The sequence below is a fragment of the Streptomyces sp. NPDC058955 genome, from assembly GCF_042741435.1.
Taxonomy (GTDB): domain Bacteria; phylum Actinomycetota; class Actinomycetes; order Streptomycetales; family Streptomycetaceae; genus Streptomyces.
The window spans coordinates 16,037-34,718 of the sequence record NZ_JBHYKM010000059.1 but is presented as its reverse complement, the minus strand read 5'-3'; the positions used below and the strand labels follow the sequence as shown (position 1 = coordinate 34,718).

Sequence of the window (18,682 nt, the reverse complement as noted above, 5' to 3'; positions counted from 1 at the left end):
CGTTGGGCTCTATGTAGGGGGGGGGGGTGGGGGTGGGGGGGGGGGTTGGGGTCGGGGCGTCCCCGGGGTATGGGTAGGGGGGGGGGTCGGGCAGGGGGCGGGGTCGGGTAGGGGGCGGGATCCCGGTGGATCCCGCCCCTTGTCTACGTCTACGCCGTCAGGCGCCTTCGGCGTCCAGCGGCATCGGGCCGTAGATCTTGGTGGTGTCCTCGGAGAGGGTCACCTGGTCCGCGCCGCCCGCGAGGAGGTCGCGCCAGTGCTCGCCGAGCCAGCTCTCGGCGTCGCCCTGGGTGCCGAACTCCTCCGGGGTCACCACCGGGGCGACCTCCGTGCCGTCGGACTTCTCGAACCGCCACGTCCATGCCATGTCCGCCTCCTGGGGCTCACCGGATGATCGGTTTCCTGCCCGCAGAGTAGCCGGGCGCGCACCGCGCGCGGGGGCGCGGGAGGATCAGTGCGTGGAACTGACTCTGCTCGGCACCGGCTCCCCGCTCGGCCTGCCCCGCCCCGACTGCCCCTGCGCGGTGTGCGCGCGCTCCCGCGGCACGCGCGCGCGTGCCGCGACCGCGCTGCTCGTGGACGGGGCCCTGCTGCTCGACCTGACCCCGGGGGCGGCGCTCGCCGCGGCCCGTGCGGGGCGCTCGCTGGTGGGGGTGCGGCAGGTGCTCCTGACGCATCCGCACGACGGTCCCGCGGTGGAGGTGCCGGCCGGGCTGCCGACGGCCGGGCGGGTGCCCGACGGACGGGAGCTGACGCTGATCAGCGGGCACCGGGTGCGGGCGGTGCCGATGGACTCCCCCGGCACCGGGTACGAGGTGGTGTCGGCCGACGGGCAGCGGCTGCTGTACCTGCCGCCGGGGGCGGCGCCCGCGGGGCTGCCGGAGAACCACCAGGAGCCGTACGACCTGGTGGCGGCGGACGTGACGGGCCGGCCCGACGCGCTGGCGCGGCTGCGGGCGACCGGCGCCGTGGGGCCGGGCACGGAGGTGATCGCCGTCCATCTGGACCATGACGCGCCGGCCGGGGCCGAGCTGGACCGGCGGCTCGCGGCGGCCGGGGCGCGGGCGGTGCCGGACGGGACGGTGCTGTACCTGGGCGAGTACCACGAGCTGCCGGAGGTGCCGCGGCGGACGCTGGTGACCGGCGGGGCGCGGTCGGGGAAGTCGGTGGAGGCCGAGCGGCGCCTGGAGACCTTCCCCGAGGTGGTGTACGTGGCGACCGGCGGGACCCGGGAGGGCGACCCCGAGTGGGCGGAGCGGGTGACGCTGCACCGGGAGCGGCGGCCCGGCTCCTGGCGCACGGTCGAGACGACCGACCTGGTGCCGCTGCTCGCCGAGGACGACGGTCCGGCGCTGCTGGTGGACTGCCTGTCGCTGTGGCTGACCGACGCCATGGACCGGGTGGGCGCCTGGGACGACGGCGTCTGGGCGGACGGCGGGCAGGCGGCGCTGCGGGAGCGGACGGCGGAGCTGGTGGCGGCGGTGCGGGCGACCCGCAGGACGGTGGTGGTGGTGACCAACGAGGCCGGCTCGGGCGTGGTGCCGGCGACGGCGGCGGGGCGGCGGTTCCGGGACGAGCTGGGGCGGCTCAACGCGGCCTTCGCGGACGAGTGCGAGCAGGTGGTGCTCGTGGTCGCCGGACAGGCGCTGGTGCTGCGCGGGTAGGGTGCTGATCCCGATGGCCCGTGCCGAACCTCGCTGATGTCACAAGGCGGAACCCCCGATGGACCCTCTGCACCCCGTGCAGCCCCTGAATCTCGACGACTTCTCCGATCTGATCGAGCGCCCCGACGGCGGGATCCGGCGTGACGCCGAGGAGCGCCGGGAGCGGCTCGCCGTCCGCCCGGGCGCGCTCGGCCGCCTCGACGAGCTGGGCGAGTGGCTGTCCGCCGCCCAGTCGGCGGTGCGGGTGCGGGCGATCGAGCAGCCGAAGGTGGTCGTCTTCGCCGGTGACCACGGCATCGCCGGGCAGGACGTGTCGGGCCGCGCGGCCGGCACCGCCCACGTCCTGGTGCGGGAGCTGCTCGACGGGGCGAGCCCGCTCGCCGTGCTGGCCCGCTCGATGGACGTGCCGGTGCGGGTGGTGGACGCGGGGCTGGACTGCGACCCGGGGCTGCTGCCGGAGGCGGTGACCCGGCACCGGGTGCGGCGCGGCAGCGGCCGGATCGACGTCGAGGACGCGCTGACGCCGGAGGAGACCGAGGCCGCGGTGCGGCTCGGGATCGCGATCGCCGACGAGGAGGCCGACTCGGGCACCGATCTGGTGGTGCTCGGCGATCTGAGCGTGGGCGGGACGACCCCGGCGTCGACGCTGATCGCGGCGCTGTGCGGGACGGACGCCTCGGTGGTGACCGGGCGCGGCGGCGCGGGGATCGACGACCTGGCGTGGATGCGCAAGTGCGCGGCGATCCGGGACGCGCTGCGACGGGCGCGGCCGGTCCTCGGCGACCAGCTGGCGCTGCTCGGCGCGGTCGGCGGGGCGGATCTGGCGGCGACGACCGGCTTCCTGCTGCAGGCGGCGGTGCGGCGGATGCCGGTGATCCTGGACGGCGTGGTGGGCGCGGCCTGTGCGCTGGTGGCGCAGCGGGCGGCGTTCCGGGCGCCGGACTGGTGGCTGGCGGGCCAGGTGTCCGGGGAGCCGGCGCAGGCGAAGGCGCTGGACCGGATGGCGCTCAACCCGCTGCTCGACCAGGGCGTCCTGGTGGGTGAGGGAACCGGGGCACTGCTCGCGCTTCCCCTCGTCCGGGCCGCGGCGGCCCTCGCCGCCGAGCTGCCCGAGCGTCCGGAGCCGACCACTCCGGACGAGCCCGTCTCGCCCGAGGCGGTCTGAGGGGACGGCGTACTCCATCGGTGACAGTCCCGGAGGCGGCCGCCCGCGACGCGCGGGTGGCCGCCTCCGGCGTCGCCGCACGGGAAGCGGTGCCCCATATGATCGCTTTTCATGGGAGAGGTCCGCTTGTCCGCCGAAGGAACGCCCCGGGGCACCGGCCGCTCGCGGCGGAGCGCCGCGTTCGCCGTCTGGTACCTCCGCGTCGTCACGTTCATCAACCTCCTGAGCGCCGTGTGGGTCTCCTTCGGGCAGGACCTGCGGCGGCACAACGAGGACGACTACTTCACGCCGTACATGCTCACGGCGGGCTTCGCCTCCGGCGTCTTCACGCTCTTCCTGGCGATCACCATGCGCCGCCGCAAGCGGGCCGCCTGGATCCTCAACACCGTGCTGAGCGGCCTCTTCCTGCTGCTCTTCGCGCTGGTGATGCTCTTCCCCGAGATCCGGGAGCACGCCCAGAACTGGGTCTCGCTGGCCCTGACCGCCGCCTTCTTCACCGCCCTGCTGCTCGGCCGCAAGGAGTTCTACGCGAAGGGCGACCGCTCCAACCCGCTGCTGGCCGCGCTGGTCGCGGTCGGTGGCCTGCTGGTCACCTCGCTGCTCGCCGCGCTCCTGGTCACCGTCACCAACACGGCCGCCGGGCACTCCACCTTCCTGGAGCGGTGGCGGTACGGCGTGATGCGGCTCATCACGCTGGCCACCGACGACTCGCGCTTCCCCACCATCACCACCCCGGGCTGGGTCGACGTGGTCATCAACGTGATGTCCACGCTGCTGCTCTTCGCGGTGCTCTTCGCCGCCTTCCGGTCCCGCCGGGCGGTGGACCCGCTGACCGAGGAGGACGAGGAGCGGCTGCGGGCGCTGCTCGACAAGCACGGGGACCGGGACTCGCTGGGCTACTTCGCGCTGCGCCGCGAGAAGAGCGTCGTCTGGTCGCCGAGCGAGAAGGCCGCCGTGGCCTACCGGGTGGTGGGCGGGGTCTCGCTCGCCTCCGGCGACCCGATCGGCGACCCCGAGGCGTGGCCGGGGGCGATCGAGCCGTGGCTCGCCGAGGCACGGGAGCACGGCTGGATCCCGGCCGTCATGGGGGCGAGCGAGGAGGCCGGGGTGATCTACGCCCGGCACGGCCTGGACGCGCTGGAGCTGGGCGACGAGGCGATCGTGGAGACAGACGAGTTCACGCTCGACGGGCGGGCCATGCGGACGGTCCGCCAGGCGTTCAACCGGGTCGAGCGCGCCGGGTACGAGGTGCGGATCCGGCGCCACGAGGCCATCCCCGCCGAGGAGATGGCCGAGCTGCTGCGGAAGGCGGACGACTGGCGGGACGGGGCCACCGAGCGCGGCTTCTCGATGGCGCTCGGGCGGCTCGGGGACCCGCGCGACGGGCAGTGCGTGATGCTGGAGTGCACCGACGGCACGGGCGAGCTGCGGGCGCTGCTCTCCTTCGTGCCGTGGGGGCCGAAGGGGCTCTCGCTCGACCTGATGCGGCGGGACCGCGACTCCGAGAACGGGCTGATGGAGTTCATGGTGATCGAGCTCCTGCAGCGGGCGAAGGAGATCGGGATCACTCAGGTCTCGCTGAACTTCGCGATGTTCCGGTCCGTCTTCGAACGCGGCTCGAAGCTCGGCGCCGGACCGGTGCTGAGGATGTGGCGCTCGCTGCTCAGCTTCTTCTCCCGCTGGTGGCAGATCGAGTCGCTGTACCGCGCCAACGCCAAGTACCGACCGATCTGGGAGCCCCGCTTCATGCTCTTCGAGAAGAGCGCCGACCTGCCGCGCATCGGCATCGCCGCCGGCCGCGCCGAGGGCTTCCTGGAGGCGCCGGGCCTGCCGAAGTGGCTGCACCGCAAGCATCTGGCGGGCGGGCGTTGAGCGGGGCGGTCCGCGGCTTCGCCCGGCGCGAGTGGGGTCCGCTCGCCGGCACGCTGCGACGGGAGCTGACGGCGCGTCGGTGGAGGGCGGTGCCGCTGACGCTGACGGCGGTCGGCCTCACCGCGCTGTTCCAGTTCGTCCAGAACCAGGACTGGGGCTACGGGCCGGTGCAGGCGCTCGGCGCGGTGCGGGCCGAGGACCCGCTGTGGCTGTCCCTGCTGCGCACCCCGCTGTCGCTGTTCGTGCCCGCGCTCGACCTGCCGGTCTGGGGCGCGCTCGCCCAGATCCTGCTGGTCTTCGGGATCGCCGAGCTCTGCCTCGGGCGGTGGCGGACGCTCGGGATCGCCTATCTGGCGACCCTCTGCGGCACCCTGTACGCGCGCGTGGGCATCGCCCTCGGCCCCGGCACGCCCCTCGGGCTGCCCGCCTCCGACGCGCAGGTGGTGGACACCGGGCCGTCGGCGGCGGTGGTCGGCCTCGCCGTCTACGTCTGCTGGCGGCAGCGGGCGTACTGGACGGGCGCGGCCGTCGTCGTCGCGATGGTGGTCGAGGTGATCGTCAAGCCGAACCTCGCGGGCAAGGAGCACCTGGCGGCCATCGCGGGCGTCCTGGTGCTGATCGGCCTCCTGAAGTGGCGGGAGCGCGGTCAGGACCGGGCGGAACCCCGGCCGGGGACGCGCTCCTGGAAGCCGCCGATCAGGTCCTGAACCCGCCGCCGCACCCGGGTCCACCGCTTGTCGTGCCGGTAGGCGCGGACCGTGCCACGCGCGCGTGCCCGGTGCCGGCGGCCGTAGAAGTGCCGCCACCACCAGGAGCCGGGGCGGGCCAGCCGGACGGCGCCGACGATCGCCACGAAGGGCACGAAGACCCCGATCAGCGCCATCCGCAGCTTGCCCTTGACCAGGGTGACCAGGATCAGGAGGAAGTTCAGCACCAGGGTGAGGAGGAAACTCACCCGGTCCTGCCGCTCCTCCTCCGTGACGTCGTCCACGCCGAGCGGGGAGAAACCGCTGAGGGGCAGCAGCACGAGGGCGGCGGTGAGGACGACGACCTCGACGCTCTGCCGGCCCTCCTCCGACCAGTACACGTCGTCCAGATGGAGGATGAGCGCGAACTCGTCCAGGACGAGTCCCGCGCCGACGCCGAAGACGACGGCGAAGGCGGCCGCGCCGAAACCGTGCCGTCCGCTGGCCACCGCGCCGAAGCCGCCGAGCACGGCGAGGACCACGCCGGGCACGACGTGATGGATGTGCAGCCCGCCGGAGGAGACGTTCCGGAAGGGTCCCCGGCCGGCGCGGATGAGCCGGGTGACGGTGCGGGTGACCAGGAAGGTGAGGACGAACGAGGTCAGCGCGAGGAGCATCGGGAGCTTGCCCGGCTCCAGGATGTTGCGGGAGAACCAGTGACCCATGCCACCCCGTTCCGCTATGCCCGATAGGTACGGATACCGGAAATCTACCGTCCGGTTCCGGCGATTACCCTGCCCGGATGGACGGCCTGCGTTTCGCCTTCGGGACCCTCACCGTGTTCCCCGCCCGCATCACCCGCTGGGACCGGGACGCGGCGCGCGCCGGCATGCTCTGCGCCCCGGCCGCCGGACTCGTCGTCGGCCTCGTCGCCGCCGCGGCCGGCGGGGTGCTCCTGCCGCTCGGCTCCGGACCGCTGCTCGCCGCCGTCGTCACCGTCGCCGTCCCCGCGCTGCTCACCCGGGGCCTGCACCTCGACGGCCTCGCCGACACCGCCGACGGGCTCGGCAGCGCCAAGCCGGCCGAGGACGCGCTGCGCATCATGAAGCAGTCCGACATCGGCCCGTTCGGCGTCATCACCCTCGTCCTCGCCCTGCTCGCGCAGGTCGCGGCCGTGTACGAGCTGTACGGGGAGGGCTGGGCGCACGGCGCGGTCGCCGTCGTCCTGGCCGCCACGGTCGCCCGGCTGGCCCTCACCCACGCCTCCCGGCACGGCGTCCCGGCGGCCCGGCCGGAGGGGCTCGGCGCGATCGTCGCCGCCACGGTGCCGGTCCGCGCGGCGACCCTCTGCACGGCCGCCGTCCTCCTCCTCGCCGCCGGCACGGGCCTGCTCCTCTCCCCGTCCGACGCCGTCCGGGGCGTCCTCGCCGCGGGCGCGGGCCTGGCCGCCGCCGCCCTCCTGCTGCGCCGCTGCGTCCGCCGCTTCGGCGGCGTCACCGGCGACGTCTTCGGCGCGGTCGAGGAGACGGCGGCGACGGTGACGCTGGTGGCGCTGACGCTGGGCTGAGGCGCGTCCGGGGCTCAGCAGGCCCGGCGCCAGGCGTCGAGTTCGTAGCGCTTGCGCAGGGAGCTGAGGCCCAGCTCGCGGGACTCGGGGCAGAAGTCGGCCAGGGGAAGTTCGTACTCGGCGTGGAAGACCGGCTTGTCCGCCGCGATGAAGGGGGCCAGGCGGTGGCACTCGTCGTACTCGGCGCACTGCTCGTTGACGGCGAAGTCGAAGTCGGCGAGGAGCTGGGGGATCTGGTCGAGGTCGTTCTTGAGGCCGACGGCGAGGCCGCGGTCGTGGGCGAGGCGGGCGATGAGGCGGTTGTAGGCGAGCTGGTCGGCCGCGGTGAGGGGGAAGCCGGTGCGGTTGCGGTAGCCGTCCATGTTGTCGGGTTCGACGGCGTCGAACCCCTTGGCGCGGCACATGTCGATCCGCTCCGTCATCAGGGGTTCGAGGACGTCGGTGCGGCGGATGTCCAGCCAGCGTTCGCCGGCCCAGCCGTTGCTCCGTCCGAGGACGGACTTCGGGAAGCGGTCCGCGTCGGGGCGGAAGTCCTCCCAGGCGCCGGTGGAGAGGTAGCAGATCACCTTCCGGCCGCGGCGGTGCAGGTCGGCGACGGTCGCGGCCGGGTGGTCGAAGCCGTCGATGTCGTACACGGGCACGTCGACGGTCGCGTCCAGCTTCCCGCTGAGCTGCCACTGCCAGGCGAGGCCGGCCGTGGGGCGCCAGCGGTCGCCCTCCTCATGCTTGGGGTCGGGGGCGGAGGTCGTGGTGCAGGCCGTGGCCAGGAGGAGCAGGGCGGCCAGGAGGGGGAGGAGGCGTCTCATCGGGCGGGCTCCGGGAGGTCGTCCGGCAGGGTGCCCCAGGGGTGGGCGCCGGTCCCGGGGACCGCGCAGTGCACCTCGGTCGCGGGCCGGAAGCCGGGCGGGGCCGCGTAGACCAGGTGGCAGTGGTGCGGGGCGGCCGGCAGGTCGAGGGTGCGGTAGGTGTCCCAGGGGCCCTCGAAGGTGACCAGCAGGTCGGCGAGTTCGGCGTACCCCTCGTCGGCGTGGGTGCCGTGGTTGAGGACGAGGGTGGCGGCCCCGGCGGCGCGGGCGGCGACGGCGAGCCGGCGGTAGTGCGGCAGCGCCTCGGGCGCGGTCGCCACCTGGTCGAGGAAGGCGCCGTCGGCGCCGTACCAGTCGCGGTGGCGGAGCAGGTCGGCGACGACCTTCGCGTGCGGGCGGCGGCCGTAGGCGGTGTCCGCGTAGCCGAGGATCCGCACCCCGGCGGCGCGCAGCCGCTCGGCGGCCTCGACGAAGGCCGGATCGGGGGCCTCGCCGGCGCCGTTCGCCGGGTTGAGGACCACGCCGTACAGCGTCGGCGCGGCCGCGACCAGGGCCGCCCAGCCCTCGGGCCGGTCGGTGGGGTGCTCGTAGAACGGCACCAGGAGGGAACGTTTCACGTGCGGTGCTTCCTGGGTCTTCCGGGGGCTTCGTGGACTTCGGGGTCTTCGGGGCTGCCGGGTCTTCAGGGACGGTGGGCGGTCGGTCGTACCAGCAGAACATGGCTGAGGACGGCCAGCACGGCCGCCGCCGCCCCGGCGGCGAGCGGGCCCGCCGCCGGTTCGAGGGTCTGCGCGGCGGCGGCGAGCAGGCAGACGGCCGCCGCGCCGAGGACGGCGCCGAACGCCTGGAGGAGCAGCCCCAGCCAGAGCACGGTGCCGATGAGGAGGAGGGCGAGCAGCCGGTCCGGGTCGGGCCAGGGGGTGCCGGGCCGGAACAGGGTCGCGGTGAGGGTGAGGGCGAGCAGCGCGGTCAGATATCCGCCGAGGCAGAGGACGAGGGTGCCGGTGACCGCGCGGCGGAAGGCGCGGGCGGTGGTGAGGGTCCGCAGCCGGGCGAGGCTGCCGCCCCGGAAGCGGTGCAGCAGCCATTCGGCGGGCCCCATGGAGAGGGTGAGCGCGATGACCGCGCCGGTGCCGGTGCCGGTGGCCGGCGGGTCGCCGAGCCCCGCGTGGAGCACGAGGACCCCGCTGCCGAGGCCGAAGAGGCCGTAGGGGACGGAGGCCGTGAGCGGCGGTCCGCCCCGCCCGGCGGCGCCGCGCGCGGTGCCGGGGCGCAGCGCCCGGGCGGCGATCAGGCAGGCGGCGGTGAGCGAGACGGCGGGCAGGGCGGCGCGCAGCGGGTCGGGCAGGTCCCAGCGGAGGGCGGGGAGGGCGCCGAGGAGCGGCAGCAGGGCGACGAGCAGGGCCCGTTCGCGGCCGAGGACGAGGAGGACGGTGGCGGCGGCGAGGTAGAGGGACTGTCCGGCGGCGAAGACGGCGGCGGGCAGTTCGCCGTCGCGGGCGGCGGCGAGGGCGACGGCGGTGCCGGCCAGCGCGCCGGCCGGGGCGCCGATGAGCAGGGCGCGGGCGGCGGCGGGCCGGTCGCCGAGGCCGAGCCAGGTGTAGGCGCGGTGGGAGAGGGCCTGGTTCCACACCCAGCCGGTGACGGCGCCTGCGAGCAGCGGGACGGTGCCGGCGGGGAGTCCGTACCGCCCGTGGGGTCCGGCGAGCAGGGGCCCGGCCAGGACGTAGGCGAGGCCGGGCAGGGCGAAGACGAGGCCGCGCAGCAGGCAGCCGCCGAGCCCTTCGGTCCAGCCGGGGGCGCCCGGGGCCGTCCGGGGCGGTTCGGGGTGGCGCCTGCGCACGCGCGCGTACAGGTCCTCGGCGAGCGCGAAGGAATCGTTCCGCCCGTAGGTGAGCCGGATGTGGTCGTCGGTCATGCCGTCGGACTCCAGCAGCGCGGCGATCTCGTCCGGGTGGACGGCCGCGGCGACGAACGCGTCGAGGCGGACGGCGAGTTCGTCGAGCGGGTCGGCGGCGGTGCCCGTCCCGGCCGCGGTCCCGGCCCCTGCCCCGGTCCCCGGGTCGGGGGTCCGGGGGCGGGGCACGGCCGGCAGGGGCGGGGTGGTGGCCGGGGGCTTCAGCCAGAGGGAGCCGCTCATGCCGGGGTTCCTTCCGGGACGCGGGGCGCGGAACGGCGCGGGGCGGGGATGCTGACGCGCAGCGGCGTCGGGGCGGGCGCCGGCCGTCCGGGGGTGCGGGGCGCGGCGAGTTCGCGGTAGATGCGGCGGAAGCCGTCGACCGAGCGGTGCAGGGTGAACTCGTCGATCACCCGCTGCCGGGCGCGCCGGCCGAGTTCGGCGCGGCGGGCGCCGTCGCGGAGGAGGGCGGAGACGGCGGCGGCCATGACGGCCGGTTCGCGGGGCGGGACGACGATCCCGGTGTCGCCGACCGCCTCCCGTACCCCTCCGACGTCGGTGGAGACGGTGGCCCGGCCGCAGGACATCGCCTCGATGAGGGAGAAGGGGAAGCCCTCGCTGATGGAGGAGAGCATCACCACGCTGCCGGCCGCGTAGGCGGAGGGGACGTCGGAGACGCGGCCCTCGAAGGAGACGCCGTCGGCGACGCCGAGTTCGGCGGCGAGCTTCTCCAGGCGGGTGCGGTAGTCCTCGTTCCCGGCCGGAACGGGGCCGAAGAGGCGGAGCCTCAGCTCGGGGAGTTCGGCGCGGGAGATCGCGTACGCCCGGATCAGGGTCTCCAGGTCCTTGATCGGGTCGACCCGGCCGCACCAGCTGAGCGTCGGGGTCTCCGGTTCGGGCCCGGCCTCGGGGAAGAGGGCGGGATCGACGCCGTTGTAGACGGTGCGGATGCGGTCGGCGGGGGCGCCGCCGCGTTCCTCCCAGCGCCGGTTGTACTGGTTGCAGGGGGTGATGAGGTCGGCCTGGCGGTAGCCGAGGGAGTTGAGCTCGCGGTAGAAGCCGAGCATGAGGGCCTTGACGGGCCAGCGCTGGGCCTCGGTGCGGTAGCCGAGGTAGCGCTCGCGGAGGTAGATGCCGTGTTCGGTGAGCAGGAAGGGCACCCCTTCGAAGTGCTGCGCGGCGAGCGCGGGCAGGGTGGCGAGGCCGCTGGAGACGGCGTGCGCCACGCTGCCGTCGGCTATCCGGGCGCCGAGCGGCCGCAGGGCGTGTTCGAGCAGGTCGGTGGCGGTGAGGGCGTCGTGGACGGTGGGCCCGGCCGCACGCGTCGGCAGGTGCGGCATGGTCCAGATCCACATGAGGGTGCGGAGGGCCTGTTCGGAGCGGAGGGCCGGGGTGAGCCGGCCGTCGCGGGCGAGGGCGGCCAGCTCGTAGAGGCTCCCGGCGAGGTCGTGGCCGGCCTCCGGGTCGAGCAGGGCGAGCAGGAAGCGCTCGTACGTGGCGAGGAAGCGGCGGCGTCCGCGCCCCCGCGGGGGCCGGCGCGCGCGGGTGGGCGCGGCCGGTCCCCGCGGGTGGCCCCAGAGGGGGAACGCGGTGTGCCGGGTGACGTTGGGCGGCAGCTCCCAGGTGACGGGTTCGCGGCCGCTGCCGGTGAGGGCGAGGATCTCGAAGGTGACCTCGGGCATGCCCCGGACGAGCTGGTCGCACCAGGTGCTGACGCCGCCGTGGACGTGCGGATAGGTGCCTTCGGTGAGCATGGTGACGTGACGGCCACTGCTCGGCATGTGCGTGTCCCCCCAGAACGTGCTGGTCAGGCGGTCGGGAGCTGGAGTGTGACGGCGGTCTGGAGCAGTTCGGGCGCGGTCCAGGCGGAGCGGCTGCCGGCGTAGGCGGTGCCGAAGGCGGCGGTGCCGAGGACGAGTTGCTTGCGGGTGCCCTCGGGGGCGGTGACGGGGATCTGGACGCCGGCGGGCGCCTTGACGGTGACGGTGGAGCCGACGCGGTACGCGGTGACCTTCCCGGCGGCGAGGGCGGCGTCCCAGGCGTCCCGGCGGGTCAGCTCGGTGCCGACGTCCTTCTGACGGGGGTTCACCAGGGGCGTGTTGGCGGCGAAGAGCGCCCGGTAGTCGGCGAGGAGCCGGTCGAGGACCGGGTAGAGGAGGCGTTCCTCGGCCAGGTTCGACTGGTGGACGTAGTGCGGGCGGGGGTCGTTGGCGACGACGTGGCCGAGGGCGATGCGGGCCTCCTGCGGCACGATGTGCTCCGCGTAGCCGGTGGCCGGGTCGAGCGGGGCGGGCAGGCAGGTGGAGGCGGGGTTGGACTCGCAGACGCCGCTGCCGCCGTCGGCCCGGGAGGTGTAGACCCAGTTGTACTCGTCGGCCATCTCGGCGGCGGTGCCGACGTTGTAGTACACGTTCATCGGGTGCCGGGGGACGGTCTTCGCGGCGCCGACCGCCCGCTGCCGGGGCTCGCGGGAGTTGTCGCTGGCCGTCCACTTCACGCCGTTGTCGGCGAGGGCTCCGGCCAGGTTGGGGTTGTCGGCCGGCTGCTGGGGCAGGGTCCTCAGACCGGAGTGCTCGCCGGTGACGAGTTCGGAGCGGTCGACGGAGATGCCCTTGCCCACAGCCCAGTTGACGTTGTTCCGGATCTGCGCGGAGAGCTCGGCGCGGCTGACCCAGAGGGTGCTGCCGGAGGCGTCGGTGGCGCACCGCCAGGGGACGGTGGTGTTGTCCTGGACGCAGCCGAGGTACGGGTGGGTGTAGGTGTGGTTGATCCAGCGGTACTGGGCGCGGTCGGCGATCAGCCGGGCGGCGAGCGGGTCGGTGCCGCCGTGCTCGGTCTTCCACTGCTCGCCCTGGCCGCCGTTGTAGACCATGTCGAGGGTGAAGCCGGACGCCTTCTGCCAGGCGGCGGCGTAGGTGGCGTCGGCGGCGGTCATCCGGATCGGGTTCTCGGCCTCCGGGTCCCCGCCGACGCAGTCGAGGTCGCCGGGGGTGCAGTTGCGGACGGTGTCCCAGCGGGCGTCGGGGGCGAAGACGTCGTCGACGTGGACGGAGAGGTAGTTCCGGGAGCGGCCGAGGTGGACGCCCTGGGTGAGCCATTCGACGATGCCGCGGGAGAGGGCGCGGAACTGCCGCTGGTGCTGGTTGTAGGCGAAGGTGACGACGAGTTCGCGGCGCCCGTCGGCGGCGTACTCGCCGACCAGGCTGGCCCGGCCGCCGCCCTCCACCGGCATGTCGACGTAGCTGGTGAAGCCGGCGCGGGGGCGGCCCGCGTAGCCGTAGCTCTCGGAGACCGCCGGGTCGTTGTCCTCGAAGGTCAGGCTGCCGGCGAGGTAGCCGAAGGGGCCGGACGCCCCGGCCGGGGTGACGCCCGCGGTGACGCCGTCGAGGACCCCGGACCAGCCGCCGTCGGTGGTGTAGTCGAGGCCGACGCCGGGGTGGGACCAGGTGTAGGCGTCGACCTGGGGGATGCCGAAGGTGCGCTCGTACGTCCGGAGGGCGGTGTGCTCGGCGGAGTCGGGGCCGAAGGCGGACTCGTGCGGCAGGACCACGCCCTGGTACTTGGCGCGGGGCCGGCCGTCGACCGTGTCGCTGAGGAAGGCGGGGGTGAGCACGGGCCGGTTCGGGTCGTTCAGGTCGAGGACGCGGTACGGGACCCCGGAGCCCTTCAGTTCGGCGGTGATCGCCCCGATCGCGCTGCCGCCGTCGTCGACGACCAGGACGGTGAGGTCGATCCGGGGCGCGGGGTCGGCGGCGGCCTGCGCGGACGGCACCACGGTGGCGAGGAGCGCGGCGGCGGCGAGCGCCCCGGCGGTGCGGCCGGCGCGGCGCGGCACCCCCTGCTTTCCGGACTTCCTCGGCGCGGCCGCGGGCATGCGGGATCTGTTCGCGTGCATGGTGTGGTGTCCCCCCTCGGCAGGCCCCCGGACGTGGGAGGACCTGTGGAGATGAAGCGAAGGCGCGAGTGCCGCCCTTGCGTGAATGAGGCGAGTGTGGCGCCGGTGCGGGAGCCGGAAGGACAAACATGAAAGAGACACCTCGGATGAGTGAATCGAAGCCGCGGTGAGCGAACCGGGTGAGCGAGCGTAGGCTCGTTCTCGGCGCTCATCGGGCCGAAATACGATGCGGCGGGCTCGGTCGGCCCATCCCTCGACCGCCACAGAACTCAATGGAAGCGAGAATTCACCACCGTGACTGCTCTCACTCTCAGCACTGCCGGAGCGGCGACGCTGCGTGCCGACGCCCTCGTCGTCGGCGTCGCGAAGGCCGGGAAGGCGCTGGTCGTCGCCCCGGGCGCGGAGGCCGTCGACAAGGCGTTCGACGGCCGGCTCGCCGCCGTCCTGGAGACCCTGGGCGCCTCGGGTGGAGAGGGTGAGGCGACCAAGCTGCCCGCGCCCGCCGGCCTGAAGGCCCCCGTCGTGCTCGCCGTCGGCCTCGGCTCCGCCCCCGAGGACGGCGAGGCGTACGACTCCGAGACCCTGCGCCGCGCCGCCGGCACCGCCGCCCGCGTCCTGTCCGGCTCGAAGAAGGCCGCGTTCGCGCTGCCGATCGTCTCGGCCGAGGACGCCGGCGCGATCGCCGAGGGCGCGCTGCTCGGCGCGTACTCCTTCGACGCGCTCAAGGAGCGGGCGAGCGACGCGAAGAAGCCGCTGGCCGAGGTGGCGCTGCTCGGCGCCAAGCCGCGCGACAAGGCCCACAAGGCCGCCGCGGACCGCGCCCTGGCCGTGGCCGAGGAGATCAACCGCGCCCGCGATCTGATCAACATGCCGCCGAACGACCTGTACCCGGCCACCTTCGCCGCGGCCGCCCAGGCTGCCGGCAAGGAGCACGGCCTCAAGGTCCAGGTCCTCGACGAGAAGGCGCTCGCCAAGGGCGGCTTCGGCGGCATCCTCGGCGTCGGCGTCGGCTCGGTGAACCCGCCGCGCCTGGTCCGGGTCGCCTACACCCACCCGAAGGCGGAGAAGACCCTGGCCCTGGTCGGCAAGGGCATCACCTACGACTCGGGCGGCATCTCCCTGAAGCCGGCCGGCCACAACGAGACGATGAAGTGCGACATGAGCGGCGCCGCCGCCGTCCTGTCCACCGTCGTCGCCGTGGCCCGCCTCGGCCTGGAGGTGAACGTCACCGGCTGGCTCGCCCTCGCGGAGAACATGCCGTCCGGCTCCGCCACCCGCCCGGGTGACGTGCTCCGGATGTACAGCGGCAAGACCGTCGAGGTCCTCAACACCGACGCCGAGGGCCGGCTCGTCCTCGCCGACGCGCTGACCAAGGCGTCGGAGGAGCACCCGGACGCGATCGTCGACGTGGCGACCCTGACCGGCGCGATGGTCCTCGCCCTCGGCGACCGCACCTTCGGCATCATGGCCAACGACGACGACTACCGGACCGCGATCCACGAGATCGCCGAGGAGGTCGGCGAGCAGTCCTGGCCGATGCCGCTCCCGTCCGACCTGCGCAAGACCATGGACTCCCCCACCGCCGACATGGCGAACATGGGCGTCCGGATGGGCGGCGGCCTGGTCGCCGGCCTGTTCCTCCAGGAGTTCGTGGGCGAGGGCATCACCTGGGCCCACCTGGACATCGCGGGCCCGGCCTTCCACGAGGGCGCCCCGTACGGCTACACCCCCAAGGGCGGCACCGGTTCCTCGGTCCGCACCCTGGTGCGCCTCGCCGAGCTGACGGCGGCCGGCGAGCTCTGAGCCCGCCGGCGGTGAGGGCCCGGGGCTTCGCGCCCGGGCCCCTCGCCCGTCTCGGCCCACCGCCGTCCGCGGCTGTCCACCGCTGTTCGCCGTTGTCCGCCGTTGTCCGCCGCTGTTCGCTGGCGACGAAATCCGTAGCTTCGTACGCCCTGGTGGACGCCCGTACGGACGATCGCCCGGTCTCATCCACCGGCCCCGCGTCCCGCCATCCGTCAACAAGTGCGAAGATGGGTTCTCGGCAGGACAGGGCCCCCACCACAGGGCCGAAATAATGCGGCCGGACACCGGAGCCGCCGCCTGGTCATCGACGACCGGCGACGAGCGCACATGCATGGAGGACGTGACGTGGCGAACGACGCCAGCACCGTTTTCGACCTAGTGATCCTCGGCGGCGGTAGCGGCGGTTACGCCGCGGCGCTGCGCGGAGCGCAGCTGGGCCTGGACGTCGCACTGATCGAGAAGAACAAGCTCGGCGGCACCTGCCTGCACAACGGCTGCATCCCGACGAAGGCCCTGCTCCACGCCGGCGAGGTCGCCGACCAGGCGCGCGAGGCGGAGCAGTTCGGTGTCAGGGCCTCTTTCGAGGGCATCGACATCAAGGCCGTGCACAAGTACAAGGACGACGTGATCTCGGGCCTCTACAAGGGTCTGCAGGGTCTCGTCGCCTCCCGCAAGGTCACCTACATCGAGGGCACCGGCCGTCTGTCCTCCCCGACCTCCGTCGACGTCGACGGGCGCCGGGTCGAGGGCCGCCACGTCCTCCTCGCCACCGGTTCCGTGCCGAAGTCCCTGCCCGGCCTGGAGATCGACGGCAACCGCATCATCACCTCGGACCACGCCCTCACCCTGGACCGTGTGCCGGAGTCCGCCATCATCCTCGGCGGCGGTGTGATCGGCGTCGAGTTCGCCTCCGCCTGGAAGTCCTTCGGCACCGACGTGACGGTGATCGAGGGCATGAAGCACCTCGTCCCGGTCGAGGACGAGAACAGCTCCAAGCTCCTCGAGCGCGCCTTCCGCAAGCGCGGCATCAAGTTCAACCTCGGCACCTTCTTCCAGAGCGCCGAGTACACCGAGAACGGTGTGAAGGTCACCCTCGCCGACGGCAAGACCTTCGAGGCCGAGGTGCTGCTCGTCGCCATCGGCCGCGGCCCGGTCTCGGCCGGCCTCGGCTACGAGGAGCAGGGCATCGCGATGGACCGCGGCTACGTCCTGGTGGACGAGTACATGCGGACCAACGTGCCCACGATCTCCGCGGTCGGCGACCTGGTCCCGACCCTCCAGCTGGCGCACGTCGGCTTCGCCGAGGGCATCCTCGTCGCGGAGCGGCTGGCCGGTCTGAAGACCGTCCCGATCGACTACGACGGCGTGCCCCGGGTGACGTACTGCCACCCCGAGGTCGCCTCCGTCGGCATCACCGAGGCCAAGGCCAAGGAGATCTACGGCGCGGACAAGGTCGTCGCCCTCAAGTACAACCTGGCGGGCAACGGCAAGAGCAAGATCCTGAAGACCGCGGGCGAGATCAAGCTCGTCCAGGTCAAGGACGGTGCCGTGGTCGGCGTCCACATGGTCGGTGACCGCATGGGCGAGCAGGTCGGCGAAGCGCAGCTGATCTACAACTGGGAGGCGCTGCCGGCCGAGGTCGCGCAGCTCATCCACGCCCACCCGACGCAGAACGAGGCGCTCGGCGAGGCCCACCTGGCCCTGGCCGGCAAGCCGCTGCACTCCCACGACTGACGCTCACGTCATCACAGGGCGCGACGACCAACTTCCGCAATTCGTTAGGAGCAACTGAAACCATGTCGGTTTCCGTAACCCTGCCGGCGCTCGGCGAGAGCGTCACCGAGGGCACCGTCACCCGCTGGCTCAAGGCCGAGGGCGAGCGCGTCGAGGCGGACGAGCCGCTGCTCGAGGTCTCGACCGACAAGGTCGACACCGAGATCCCGGCCCCCGCCTCCGGCGTTCTCCTGGAGATCGTCGTCGGCGAGGACGAGACCGCCGAGGTCGGCGCCAAGCTCGCCGTCATCGGTGCCGCGGGTGCCGCCCCGGCCGCCGCCCCGGCCCCGGCTCCGGCCGCCCCCGCCGCCGCCCCTGCTCCGGCCGCGCCGGCCGCCCCGGCCCCGGCTCCCGCGCCGGCCGCCCCGGCCGCGCCCGCCGCCGCCCCTGCTCCGGTGGCCCCGGCCGCCCCGTCGATCGCCCCGGCGGTCGTCACCCCGGTCCCGGCGACCCCGGCCCCGGCGGCTCCCGCCGAGGACGGCGCCTACGTGACCCCGCTGGTCCGCAAGCTCGCCACCGAGAACGGCGTCGACCTGGCGTCCGTCAAGGGCTCCGGCGTCGGCGGCCGGATCCGCAAGCAGGACGTCCTCGCGGCCGCCGAGGCCAAGAAGGCCGCCCCGGCCCCCGCCGCCGCCGCTCCGGCCGCCGCGGCCAAGGCCGCTCCGGCCCTGGAGGTCTCCCCGCTCCGCGGCCAGACCGTCAAGATGACCCGCATGCGCAAGGTCATCGGCGACAACATGATGAAGGCGCTGCACACGCAGGCCCAGCTGACCTCGGTCGTCGAGGTGGACATCACCAAGCTGATGCAGCTGCGCGCCCGCGCCAAGGACGCCTTCGCCGCCCGTGAGGGCGTCAAGCTCTCCCCGATGCCGTTCTTCGTGAAGGCGGCGGCCCAGGCGCTGAAGGCCCACCCGGTCATCAACGCCCGGATCAACGAGGACGAGGGCACGATCACCTACTTCGACTCCGAGAACATCGGGATCGCGGTGGACTCCGAGAAGGGTCTGATGACCCCGGTCATCAAGGGTGCGGGCGACCTCAACATCGCCGGCATCTCCAAGAAGACCGCGGAGCTGGCGGCCGCCGTGCGCGCCTCCAAGATCACCCCGGACGACCTGGCCGGCGCGACCTTCACCATCTCCAACACCGGTTCGCGCGGTGCGCTGTTCGACACCGTCATCGTCCCGCCGAACCAGGTCGCCATCCTGGGCATCGGCGCCACGGTGAAGCGTCCGGCCGTCATCGAGACCGCCGAGGGCACCGTCATCGGCATCCGCGACATGACCTACCTGTCGCTCTCCTACGACCACCGTCTGGTGGACGGCGCCGACGCCGCCCGCTACCTGACGGCCGTCAAGGCGATCCTGGAGGCCGGCGAGTTCGAGGTGGACCTCGGCCTGTAAGGCTCCAGAGGGCGCTCCGCGCCCCCGAGGCAACGTAACGAGCCTCACCAGCGGTGGGGGGGGGGGGGGCGGCCGTGGGGGGGGGGGCCGCGCCACCCGGGCGCCACAGGGGCGCCCCCGCGCCGCCGCAGCACGCACGGACGCGCCCCAG

At 74.1% G+C, this 18,682-nt stretch carries 15 protein-coding genes; 8 read left to right on the top strand and 7 right to left on the bottom strand.

Annotated features, from left to right (window positions below; all coding sequences use genetic code 11):
• Positions 1-157 precede the first annotated feature (157 nt).
• Complete coding sequence (locus ACFW1I_RS22315) at positions 158-367, bottom strand: hypothetical protein (protein ID WP_384672645.1); 210 nt, start codon at positions 365-367, stop codon at positions 158-160.
• A 91-nt stretch (positions 368-458) separates the two neighbouring features.
• On the opposite strand from ACFW1I_RS22315, the gene ACFW1I_RS22310 reads away from it, so the two are divergent.
• The 4 genes from ACFW1I_RS22310 to ACFW1I_RS22295 all read left to right on the top strand — a co-directional run bounded on the left by ACFW1I_RS22310 (position 459) and on the right by ACFW1I_RS22295 (position 5,408).
• Positions 459-1,664 carry a bifunctional adenosylcobinamide kinase/adenosylcobinamide-phosphate guanylyltransferase gene (locus ACFW1I_RS22310; protein ID WP_384672643.1) on the top strand — a complete coding sequence of 402 codons (1,206 nt, stop codon included), beginning with the start codon at positions 459-461 and terminating at the stop codon, positions 1,662-1,664.
• A gap of 85 nt (positions 1,665-1,749) precedes the next feature.
• Positions 1,750-2,829 carry a nicotinate-nucleotide--dimethylbenzimidazole phosphoribosyltransferase gene (locus ACFW1I_RS22305; RefSeq protein WP_384672669.1) on the top strand — a complete coding sequence of 360 codons (1,080 nt, stop codon included), beginning with the start codon at positions 1,750-1,752 and terminating at the stop codon, positions 2,827-2,829.
• Positions 2,830-2,940: 111 nt separating this feature from the next.
• Positions 2,941-4,701 (top strand): phosphatidylglycerol lysyltransferase domain-containing protein, encoded by a 1,761-nt coding sequence (locus ACFW1I_RS22300; RefSeq protein WP_384672640.1) that lies wholly within the window; start codon positions 2,941-2,943, stop codon positions 4,699-4,701.
• Positions 4,698-5,408 (top strand): hypothetical protein, encoded by a 711-nt coding sequence (locus ACFW1I_RS22295; protein ID WP_384672638.1) that lies wholly within the window; start codon positions 4,698-4,700, stop codon positions 5,406-5,408. The genes ACFW1I_RS22300 and ACFW1I_RS22295 overlap by 4 nt, the downstream gene beginning before the upstream one ends.
• On the opposite strand, the gene ACFW1I_RS22290 is transcribed toward ACFW1I_RS22295, so the two are convergent.
• The gene (locus ACFW1I_RS22290; RefSeq protein WP_384672635.1) at positions 5,348-6,112 is read right to left on the bottom strand and encodes a hypothetical protein; all 765 of its coding nucleotides are present in this window, start codon (positions 6,110-6,112) and stop codon (positions 5,348-5,350) included. The two genes, ACFW1I_RS22295 and ACFW1I_RS22290, sit on opposite strands and share 61 nt — an antisense overlap.
• A 77-nt stretch (positions 6,113-6,189) precedes the next feature.
• Here ACFW1I_RS22290 and ACFW1I_RS22285 point away from each other — a divergent pair, with 77 nt between their 5' ends.
• On the top strand, positions 6,190-6,954 hold the full coding sequence (locus tag ACFW1I_RS22285; RefSeq protein ID WP_384672633.1) for an adenosylcobinamide-GDP ribazoletransferase: 765 nt from the start codon (positions 6,190-6,192) through the stop codon (positions 6,952-6,954).
• Positions 6,955-6,968: 14 nt separating this feature from the next.
• On the opposite strand, the gene ACFW1I_RS22280 is transcribed toward ACFW1I_RS22285, so the two are convergent.
• From ACFW1I_RS22280 to ACFW1I_RS22260, 5 genes are all read right to left on the bottom strand, one after another.
• Positions 6,969-7,760, bottom strand: coding sequence for an endo alpha-1,4 polygalactosaminidase (locus ACFW1I_RS22280; RefSeq protein ID WP_384672631.1), 792 nt, complete (start codon positions 7,758-7,760; stop codon positions 6,969-6,971).
• The gene (locus tag ACFW1I_RS22275) at positions 7,757-8,377 is read right to left on the bottom strand and encodes a spherulation-specific family 4 protein (protein ID WP_384672628.1); all 621 of its coding nucleotides are present in this window, start codon (positions 8,375-8,377) and stop codon (positions 7,757-7,759) included. The genes ACFW1I_RS22280 and ACFW1I_RS22275 overlap by 4 nt, the downstream gene beginning before the upstream one ends.
• 65 nt (positions 8,378-8,442) lie before the next feature.
• Entirely contained in the window at positions 8,443-9,900 is a 1,458-nt protein-coding gene (locus ACFW1I_RS22270; RefSeq protein WP_384672625.1) for a hypothetical protein, read from the bottom strand.
• Positions 9,897-11,438, bottom strand: a complete 1,542-nt coding sequence (gene pelF / locus ACFW1I_RS22265) for a GT4 family glycosyltransferase PelF (protein WP_384672623.1) — start codon at positions 11,436-11,438, stop codon at positions 9,897-9,899. The genes ACFW1I_RS22270 and pelF overlap by 4 nt, the downstream gene beginning before the upstream one ends.
• Positions 11,439-11,464: 26 nt before the next feature.
• A complete protein-coding gene (locus ACFW1I_RS22260) occupies positions 11,465-13,552 on the bottom strand; it encodes a hypothetical protein (RefSeq protein ID WP_384672620.1) in 2,088 nt (695 codons plus the stop codon).
• A gap of 294 nt (positions 13,553-13,846) precedes the next feature.
• Here ACFW1I_RS22260 and ACFW1I_RS22255 point away from each other — a divergent pair, with 294 nt between their 5' ends.
• The 3 genes from ACFW1I_RS22255 to sucB all read left to right on the top strand — a co-directional run bounded on the left by ACFW1I_RS22255 (position 13,847) and on the right by sucB (position 18,531).
• A complete protein-coding gene (locus ACFW1I_RS22255; RefSeq protein ID WP_384672618.1) occupies positions 13,847-15,355 on the top strand; it encodes a leucyl aminopeptidase in 1,509 nt (502 codons plus the stop codon).
• Between the two features lie 345 nt (positions 15,356-15,700).
• Positions 15,701-17,089, top strand: a complete 1,389-nt coding sequence (gene lpdA / locus ACFW1I_RS22250) for a dihydrolipoyl dehydrogenase (protein WP_030496788.1) — start codon at positions 15,701-15,703, stop codon at positions 17,087-17,089.
• On the top strand, positions 16,972-18,531 hold the full coding sequence (gene sucB / locus ACFW1I_RS22245; protein ID WP_384672667.1) for a 2-oxoglutarate dehydrogenase, E2 component, dihydrolipoamide succinyltransferase: 1,560 nt from the start codon (positions 16,972-16,974) through the stop codon (positions 18,529-18,531). Before lpdA ends, sucB begins: the two co-directional genes overlap by 118 nt.
• Positions 18,532-18,682: the final 151 nt, after the last annotated feature.